We start from the raw sequence: 5272 nt of genomic DNA on the forward strand, positions 1-5272 counted from the left end.
CCTGTAATTTTCACGGAGGTACGAGGATACGCGCAGCCACGGTTGCGACCCGCATAGGAAGGCGGGGCGACCGGCCGCCAATTCGAGCATTCCCTCGAGACAACGCAACAACGCACGGGGCTTTTCCGACCGCTCCTCGCAGGCCGCAAGAACATCGGCGAGTGGCGGGAAGAACCTTGCGTTGCTTAGAAGATGTTCAGTCGCCTCGTTCACCACGACCGCCGGATACGAGGCCAGATGTTCGGCATAAAGAAGCACTTGAGCCTGCCGGTCGTCTTCGCTCAGATCTCGAGACGCCGTACCGAGCCGCAGCTTGTGAAGGGCCCTCAGGATAGTCTCCGGGCCCGCCGGCAACATCGCCTCGACCGCCATGGCATGCGCCTGCTTGATGTCTTCCACCGGCGGCATCTTTGCTCCTTTCTTAATCGTATAACCCTCCAACCAGCCCCCTTCACGGTGCCTTGGCAGGGGGTGCCACTGGCGGGCGTCATGGGCTCAATTGTTTTAGCGGCAGACCCACCAACTGAGTTGGCTATGTTTACCGGCGTAAACCATTCTTTCGGCATGCCCGCCGCGAGGAGCGCCGACTGGCCACTCGGTGCATGCATATGCGAAAACTCTTTTACGTTATCCCTGCCTCTTGAATTTGGTCACTCAGTTTGAGATTCTGGGTGGTTGAGATTGCTCTGCCGGCGGGCTTTTTTGGCATCTCACCAGGGACACGATCCTGAATAGATACGGGGAATTCCTCTGGCGTGGCGTATCCCGGGGTGTCATCTCGGGGCTATTGTCCGGAACATGATCAGTCAATCTCGTAACGTCTTAGACGAGCCTTCTGGCAGGTGATGAGAAAAAGGAAAGCAGAATTGTTTGACAGATAACGTTTCCAGAGCCTACGCGGTTCCATTGCCAGGCGGAAAAGCCACTCAAAGCCACTGCGCTGTATGAAACGTGGCGCTTGCCGTTTTATGCCTGCGTGAAAATCGAAAGCCGCACCGACTCCGATGAGTACAGGGGATCGAATACGATCACGGTGGTCTGCCATCCACCTCTCTTGTTTAGGAGTGCTAAGACCTACCCACACAATGTCAGCCCCGCTGTCGTTGATCATATCAACAACCTGCTTATCTTCTTTCTTGGTTAAGGGACGAAATGGTGGTGAATAAACGCCTGCGATCTGAATTCCGGGAAACCGGCGCTTGAGATTCGCTTCAAGGCGCGAGAGAGCCAAATCCGTAGCGCCGTAAAGGAAGTGCTTGTAGCGTATTTCAAGTGACCTCTCGATGACAGCGAGCATGAGGTCCGGACCATAAACGCGCCCGACACGGCGATGTCCGGCGTATTTGAGGAGCCAGACGAGGGGCATGCCGTCCGGTGTTACGAGGCCAGCGGTATTATGAATGCGGCGAAGATTCTCATTCCGCTGGCTTTCCATTATGCCATGTACGCCGGTGACGCAGACATATCGTAATTCTCGTTTTTCAAGCCATTGATCTATGATTTCAAGGGCAAGCTTCATGTTGATGGCGCTAACACCAACACCCAAGATATTCCCTCGCTGTATGTTTTCAGGATCTACAGGCATTTAGAGTCTAGTCAACGATGTCCACCTCAGTGAGGCCCGGAGAGAGGATTTTCAGACGGGACGCATGACCGAGAGCGTTTTTCTTCAATGGCCTCGTCGTATATTTGAATCAGCTGCTGATAATTGGGTGTTGGGCTATATCTGTCCTCGTATGTGCGCCGAGCGTTTTGGCCCATGCGGCGAAGCTCCTCGGGATGACTATCAGCCCATTGAAGCTTCGCCGCTAGGTCTTCTGGCGAACCTGGCTCAAAATGAAGTCCAGTTACGCCATCTTCGACGATCTCCGCCAGAGCACCGAGACGTGACGCGATGACTGGAAGGCCGTTGGCAAATGCTTCGACCAGGACCATGGGAAACCCCTCGTACCAAATCGAGGGCACCACAAGAAAACCCGAAGTCCGCATAGCGACAAAGATCGCGTCTCTATGCTGATATCCTTGAAAACGAACGTTCTCGGGAGCGGAGTGCTGAAGACTTTTTGCAAGCCGCCCGTCGCCCAGTACGTCTATGCATAGATCCAGGCCACGACAGGCGGAAAGTAGGACGGAGAGCCCTTTCTCTTCAGTAAGTCGTCCGACAAACAGTCCGTCGCGCCGTCTTTCCGCGCGGTGGTCGGGGCAGCCTGGATCCGGAACGAAGTTAGGCTTGACGGCGAACTTATGGGCTGGCAAGCCGCCCTGAACGAACTTGTCGCGCGCAAAATTAGATAGAGCAATCCACCTGTCCACTTTGTTTTGCCATGTTCCGAGAGCTCGGTGGACGGCCAGCATTCCCGTGACCACCGTACTGGCAGCACGACTTGAGCGGTAACACCCATGCAGCATCCCCGGCCAAGACACTACCTTATTAAGACAGTCTTCACAGGTATGTCCGTTGCGGAATAATGTCGCGTCGACACAAAGCAGTCGATAGTTGTGCAAGGTTTGAACCACAGGGACGCCCTCATTGTGCGCTGCGTAATACGCTGCCGGCGAGATCAACGGAAAGGTGTTATGAAAGTGAACCAAATTCGGACGGATTTGTCGAAATAGAGCGCACATCCTTCGCGCCTCGGATCGTCGCCACACGGTGCCAGCAGCTAAAGCCAGACGGTTCATATGTGCAATGTCGTCGTTGTGGACGGTGTATCGATGCACTGAATGGCCCCTCTCTTCGAGTAAATTGGCCTCGGTATTGAACACCAGGTCCTCACCGCCTGGTGTCTGATAGTAGTTATGAACGAGAACAATATTCATGTTTATTTGACATTCAGAGGGGCCAAAGATTCGTGAAATAATTTCAGTTGCATGATGCATTGAGATATGAAGATTCCGATCATCACACCAGTCAGCCCTTGCCAAGCGATAAGCGGGTACGCGGCGATCACACTAAAAAAGGTGGTCGCGAGATGTGCCATCAAAATTGGTCGCGTGTGCTCTAGGGTCTGGAGTGCTGTGCGAAAGATGAGATCCATGCAAGCGACAAGAGAGATCAACGCATACCATTGAAGGATAAAGCCGTAACCAAAATAAGCTTCGCCAAACGCGAGTCGGAGCCAAAATTCGGGAGCAGCAGCGGCGGCGCACGTAACGATGGTCGTCGCGGCCACAACTAGCCACGTGATCTGCCGAAGGTATGCCCGAAGGGCGGCTAGTCCGCCGCTTTGCATATGCCACGCGGCTCGTGGTAGGACAGCGTTTCCAAGCCCGTTAAAGAAGACGCGTAGCACGCCCATGATCGTCTGAGCTGCTTTCAGAGCCCCTACCGGGCCCGCGCCCAGCATCGCCCCTGCAGCAAGGATAAAGATATTACCCGACGTCCAATGTAAAAGAGCGGACAATAGGAGCCATTTACTGAAGTTCCAGTGTAGCCGGGTCACCCTGTGAAAGGTACTGATGCGCCACGCGAGTTGACCCATAGTGAGGGCACCAATTCCTGCGGCAAGCGCGGAGGTTGCTCCTAGTATCCATAGCGCGTCAACGCTGCTAAGGGTGGTTACGCGGAAAAGAAGTATTAAGACTAAAAGCTGCCCCACGTAGCAAATCATATCGTTGACGAATGCAGTGCGGACGTTACCAAGCGTGAAGAAATAGCGCCTCATAAAATCCTGGGTGATAAAAGCGGATGCCGCAAAAGCACATGCAAGGAGAAACTCTCCAATGTTCCAACTAGGCGCAAACTCCGTTAGTAATAAACCGCCCCCCATTATGGAAATGAAGGTTAGTATTGCGAAAAAAAGTTGATGAACACAGAGCACGCCGTAATAGTAACGAACCTCTGCACTACTCTGTTTTGGCCCAAGGCTCATCATTGGCATAAGGATCACCGCAGCGTGCAGGCTGCTTGCGAAAAGCACCGCCATCCAGGCCAAGCTGAACCGACCGAATTCTTCGATTCCAAGATAACGCGCTAACAGTATGGCTCGGGAAAAGTGGGCGCCACTAATCATAGCTTGATCGGCCAGGGCCCAATTAATGTGCCTATGCTTTCGGAGAAATTGGATAGCGGACTCAAACATTAGGAGCCGGGTTATTTTGGTGTAGCCGAAACACTACATGTTGTAAATGTATCGGGTGACACCAAACTACGGTTGTTTTTCTCCCGAGAAAGGTATCATCAAAATATTCAACACTATTTAGATGAGGCACTTACACTCGTCAATCGCTCACAATAATATCTCTTGGCACTAAGGACGTAGTATATTTTTTTACAGGCGGCAAAGGTTAGCTGGAAGGCCAATTGAATTCGAAAGATTGGTCGGCGAATTAATGACCAAATTTTTCAGCAAAGGTAACTGTGGAAGAAACCAAGTGGTTGTTTACTCGTGATATTTGTTTCATCTTAATGATATGAATCGCGAGAGTAGCACCAAATGAAATTAGAAGAGGGAAATGGATCGAATGTGGGACAAAGCAACCGACGTTGTGCTTGTGACCGGCGCGGGAGGATTCATCGGTGGTCATTTGGTATCAGATCTATTGCGTCAAGAGTGCCGCAACGTTCGTGCAGTAGATTCAAAGCCCTTTGATGAATGGTACCAGCTATTCCCGGAAGCCGATAATCAGCAACACAATCTTGTTGAGAAAGCAGCCTGCTCTGAAGTGATGAAGGGGGTTGATATTGTTTTTAATCTGGCGGCCGACATGGGAGGAATCGGATTTATCGAGACCCATAAAGCCGAGTGTATGATCTCTGTCTTGATAAGCACACATATGCTGATGGCTGCTCGGGATTGTGGGGTCAAGCGGTTTTTCTTTAGCTCATCAGCGTGCGTCTATCCGGATTACAAGCAATCCTCCGAGAATGTTCCGCCGCTCAAGGAATCGGATACGTACCCGGCTATGCCCGAAGATGGCTACGGCTGGGAGAAGCTTTTCAGCGAGCGGATGTACCGACATTTCTCAGAAGATTTTGGACTGGAAACTCGGGTCGCCCGTTATCATAACGTGTATGGCCCGATGGGTGCGTACAGTGGAGGGCGTGAAAAAGCGCCGGCAGCGATCTGCCGTAAGGTGATTGAGGCCGTGTTATCAGGTCAACATGAGATAGAAATATGGGGCGACGGAGAACAAGTACGCAGCTTTATGTTCATCGACGACTGCCTGAAAGGGACTCGCTTGATAATGGAAAGCGACGTCGATTACCCTCTCAATTTGGGGAGCAGTCAACTGGTAACGATTAATCAGTTGGTGGACATAGCCGAGTCGT

Annotated in this window: 5 protein-coding genes; 1 reads left to right on the forward strand and 4 read right to left on the reverse strand. The window is 52.1% G+C overall.

The window, feature by feature from the left end; all coding sequences use genetic code 11:
* From O6944_04910 to O6944_04925, 4 genes are all read right to left on the reverse strand, one after another.
* A partial coding sequence (locus O6944_04910) for a hypothetical protein (protein MCZ6718477.1) occupies positions 1-441 on the reverse strand: 441 nt, incomplete at its 3' end.
* Between the two features lie 361 nt (positions 442-802).
* Positions 803-1585 (reverse strand): WecB/TagA/CpsF family glycosyltransferase, encoded by a 783-nt coding sequence (locus O6944_04915; protein ID MCZ6718478.1) that lies wholly within the window; start codon positions 1583-1585, stop codon positions 803-805.
* 26 nt (positions 1586-1611) lie between these two features.
* Positions 1612-2820: a glycosyltransferase family 4 protein gene (locus O6944_04920; GenBank protein MCZ6718479.1), complete on the reverse strand. Its 1209-nt coding sequence runs from the start codon at positions 2818-2820 to the stop codon at positions 1612-1614.
* Between the two features lie 2 nt (positions 2821-2822).
* The gene (locus O6944_04925; GenBank protein MCZ6718480.1) at positions 2823-4013 is read right to left on the reverse strand and encodes a polysaccharide biosynthesis C-terminal domain-containing protein; all 1191 of its coding nucleotides are present in this window, start codon (positions 4011-4013) and stop codon (positions 2823-2825) included.
* Between the two features lie 451 nt (positions 4014-4464).
* On the opposite strand from O6944_04925, the gene O6944_04930 reads away from it, so the two are divergent.
* A partial coding sequence (locus O6944_04930; protein ID MCZ6718481.1) for an NAD-dependent epimerase/dehydratase family protein occupies positions 4465-5272 on the forward strand: 808 nt, incomplete at its 3' end.

Source organism: Gammaproteobacteria bacterium (assembly GCA_027296625.1).
Classification (GTDB): domain Bacteria; phylum Pseudomonadota; class Gammaproteobacteria; order JAKEHO01; family JAKEHO01; genus JAKEHO01.

Bases quoted from the DNA above. Each gene is read 5' to 3' on its own strand.
- O6944_04915 (MCZ6718478.1), bottom strand. From the start codon at position 1,585: ATGCCTGTAGATCCTGAAAACATACAGCGAGGGAATATCTTGGGTGTT.
- O6944_04920 (MCZ6718479.1), bottom strand. From the start codon at position 2,820: ATGAATATTGTTCTCGTTCATAACTACTATCAGACACCAGGCGGTGAG.
- O6944_04925 (MCZ6718480.1), bottom strand. From the start codon at position 4,013: ATGATTAGTGGCGCCCACTTTTCCCGAGCCATACTGTTAGCGCGTTAT.